The organism is Okeania sp. SIO2B9 (genome assembly GCF_010672505.1).
Lineage (GTDB): Bacteria > Cyanobacteriota > Cyanobacteriia > Cyanobacteriales > Microcoleaceae > Okeania > Okeania hirsuta.
The window spans coordinates 1-3,573 of the sequence record NZ_JAAHGK010000813.1; the positions used below are offsets into that span (position 1 = coordinate 1).

Genomic DNA, 3,573 nt, shown 5'->3' on the forward strand with positions numbered 1-3,573 from the left:
GCAATAAATATCAAAAATAGGGCGGTAGGGCATTCCGTCCTTAAAGCTCGTGGAGTCCGACGGGGTACCGGGACTGCGAAACGAGAAGCCCACACTATACCGCAAGGTTAGTGTGGGAGTATGTCACAACCAGAACAGTACGATACTCTACTTCAGCTAGCTGCGTTGCACAATGACGAATGATTACGAGAATTGAGGAATTTGCCGATGTTTCAAATCATAAACCAGCAAGTCCATTGATCTGTACAACATATCAATGGACTTGGAGTAGTACAAAGTTTTGCGATTTTTGGAAGATTCTCAAGTGCAAAATAGCTAAACTGCATCAATTAATAGCTAGACAAAGGTTAGACTGGCAATTCAAACTTGCTGATCATTTGTTCAGTATAGGAAATTTTTCTCCAAGTGCGGTGTTGCGGAGGACATTGAACTTTAAAATCTTTGGTATAGACTTGGGAAATCAGCTAAATCTATAAATATCAAGTTCAGAAAATTAATTATAACTAAAGTATTATTCTAAAGTAAACTAAATAATTACAAAATGTAAATGTTCCTTGATTCTAAACTTTTGATAGATAAATAATGACCATTACTTACACATTTTTGGGTAAAGGTGGTACAGGTCGAACTACCATTGCATTTGCCACTGCCAAACAATACGCTAGCCTTGGTAAACGAGTCTTATTTGTCGGACAAGAACCAACTCCTGCATTATCCTTGTTATTAGGTGCTAATATTGGCCCAGAACCTACAGAAATAGACTCCAATCTCAAAGCAGTCAATATTCAGGCAGCAAGTTTACTAGAAAGCGGTTGGGAAGAACTGAAAAAACTAGAAGCTGAATATATCCGTACACCCTTCTTTAAAAAGGTATATGGTCAAGAACTGGGAGTATTACCAGGAGTAGAAGGAATTCTGACGATTAATACTATGCGGGGATATAGTACTAGTGGGGAATATGATGTAATTATTTATGATGGCACAGGAGATAAGGAGACTTTACGACTTTTGGGTTCGGCGGAAATTATGAGTTGGTATATTCGTCGCTTCCGTCAAGTTCTTCTCGACTCAGATGTCTACAAAGCTATTTCTCCATTTGTTCAACCTATTAGTAGTGCTATTCTAAATGTTGATTGGACAGGGGATAATTTTTCTCAACCTACTGAAAAAATCAATGAACTGTTAGATAATGCTAAAGCTACTATAGCTGACCCAAATAGAGTAGCAGCATACTTGGTTACTACTAAAGATCCAGCAGCGATCGCCACAGCAAAATATTTATGGGGAAGTTCCCAACAAGTTAATCTGACTGTAGGGGGAGTAATTCTGAATCAGGCAGATTTAGCGGATAATGTTGCTGATGAATTTGCACCACTATCTGTAACTCCGATTCCCCGTCGTTCTACTGAAGATTGGCAACCTCTAATGGATGCTCTGCCAGATTTTAGTCAAGCAGTTAAGGCTCCTAAGCCTATCATCATAGATATTCAAAAAAGTCAAGTAAGTTTATTTTTGCCTGGTTTTGATAAAAAACAAATTGGACTTACTCAATATGGACCAGAAGTAACAATTGAAGCTGGAGACCAAAGAAGAAATATTTTCCTTCCACCTCCTCTTAGCGGAAAACCTGTAACTGGTGCAAAGTTCCAAGATGGTTATTTGATTATTTCTTTTTAGAGGCAGTAGGGAGTAGGCAGTAGGCAGTAGAGAAGATGGGGTGACGGGGAGTAGGAAAAAAGATTGATTTTTTGCTTTGCTCAAAAGTTTATAGTAATTTTCAGAGATATTAACTACACAACCAAAACCAAAATCTTGTAGGGATTTTTCATGGAATGTCCCTACAGTAGTCTACTAAAATAAAAACTGTTGTAATTTCAAAAAAGTAGGTTGAAAAACTTCTCACAAAACATTTTCAAACTTAGTATATAAATTACTTTGACCAAAAAGTAAGGTCATAACCTTTCCCTTTTAAGGGTATGAAAAGCGGTCGAGAGATGGGGAAGAAACCTTGCCATATCCAATCGACCAAGAGAACAGAAACTTCAGGATTTTCTGGCCTCCCTATTCCATAGAGGTACTGATAACTGATAACTGATAACTGATAATTGATAACTGATAACTGAAATGACTAATCGAGAAACAAAAACAGAAGAAAATAGCACTGCTAAAACCAGACAAATATTAGGAATGAAAGGTGCAGCAAGTGGAGAAACTAATATTTGGAAAATCCGCTTGCAACTAATGAAACCCATAACTTGGATTCCTTTAATCTGGGGAGTAGTTTGTGGAGCTGCATCTTCAGGAAATTATAGCTGGAATCTAGAAAATGTACTACAGTCTGCTACTTGTATGTTAATAGCAGGACCTTTGATGGCGGGTTATACGCAAACTTTAAATGATTTTTATGACAAAGAAATAGACGCTATTAATGAACCTTATCGACCGATTCCTTCAGGTGCAATTTCTATTCCTCAAGTTGTGACTCAAATTCTAGTTTTGTTACTATCAGGGGTTGGCATATCATATATTCTCGATTTGTGGGCTGGTCACGATTTTCCAATGATTACTATATTGTGTTTGTTCGGAGCATTTTTAGCTTATATTTATTCAGCACCTCCACTAAAGTTAAAACAAAATGGTTGGTTAGGAAATTATGCTTTAGGTTCTAGTTATATTGCTTTGCCTTGGTGGACTGGTCATGCTTTATTTGGAGAGTTAAATTTAACAATTGTAATTCTGACTTTGTTTTATAGTTTTGCTGGATTAGGAATTGCTGTAGTTAATGATTTTAAGAGTGTGGAAGGAGATGAAAAGTTGGGTTTAAAATCATTACCAGTTATGTTTGGCATTGGTACGGCGGCTTGGATTTGTGTATTAATGATTGATATTTTTCAAGCTGGAGTGGCAGCTTATTTAATTAGTATTCAAGAAAATTTGTATGCTGTAATTTTGCTATTGATGGTAATTCCTCAGATTACTTTTCAGGATATGTATTTTCTCAGAAATCCTCTAGAAAATGATGTGAAATATCAAGCAAGTGCCCAACCTTTTTTAGTATTAGGTATGTTAATTACTGGTTTAGCTCTGGGTCATGCAGGAGTTTAGTCTTTTCAGTTATTAGTTAATAAGAAGAAGCAAGAAGCAAGAAGGTTAAAGATTTTCTAATGTTGATATTATTAATTTGAACTGGAACCCGCCCTTACTATTAGACTTCTCTAATAAGACCCCACCCTTAAGGGCGGAGTTTAAATATAATCAATCCCACAGAAATCATCAATTATTTCCCCCTACTCCCTATTCCCTATTTTTTGAATTTTCAACAGACAGAATAAACTAGATTTCATCGAATGACAAAAAAACAAAAAAAGTCGATATTAGCAGTAAACGTCTAATTGGAATTGCCCTCAGTCGTTGGGTAGAATGGGTGAGTCAAATTCCGAATGTTACTGTCAAAGAAATTATTTCTTCAGACTTCCAGTGGGTAAGTTGAGAAGGGTATGTTTTGCTGCGTGTTTCTAGTCAAGAGTATGGAGAGTTTCTTGTTGTGAATGAAATGCAATTAAGGTAAAACAC

3 protein-coding genes are annotated in these 3,573 nt (G+C 36.4%); all 3 read left to right on the forward strand.

The annotated features are described in order from the left end of the window. The first annotated feature begins 179 nt into the window (after positions 1–179). The gene (locus tag F6K13_RS35875) at positions 180–476 is read left to right on the forward strand and encodes a hypothetical protein (RefSeq protein ID WP_124145155.1); all 297 of its coding nucleotides are present in this window, start codon (positions 180–182) and stop codon (positions 474–476) included. A 106-nt stretch (positions 477–582) separates the two neighbouring features. Further along, complete coding sequence (locus F6K13_RS23800) at positions 583–1,677, forward strand: ArsA family ATPase (protein WP_124145156.1); 1,095 nt, start codon at positions 583–585, stop codon at positions 1,675–1,677. Positions 1,678–2,124: 447 nt separating this feature from the next. Next, positions 2,125–3,105: a chlorophyll synthase ChlG gene (chlG, locus tag F6K13_RS23805; RefSeq protein WP_124145157.1), complete on the forward strand. Its 981-nt coding sequence runs from the start codon at positions 2,125–2,127 to the stop codon at positions 3,103–3,105. Positions 3,106–3,573: the final 468 nt, after the last annotated feature.

Bases quoted from the DNA above. Each gene is read 5' to 3' on its own strand.
- F6K13_RS35875 (WP_124145155.1), top strand. From the start codon at position 180: ATGATTACGAGAATTGAGGAATTTGCCGATGTTTCAAATCATAAACCA.
- F6K13_RS23800 (WP_124145156.1), top strand. From the start codon at position 583: ATGACCATTACTTACACATTTTTGGGTAAAGGTGGTACAGGTCGAACT.
- chlG (WP_124145157.1), top strand. From the start codon at position 2,125: ATGACTAATCGAGAAACAAAAACAGAAGAAAATAGCACTGCTAAAACC.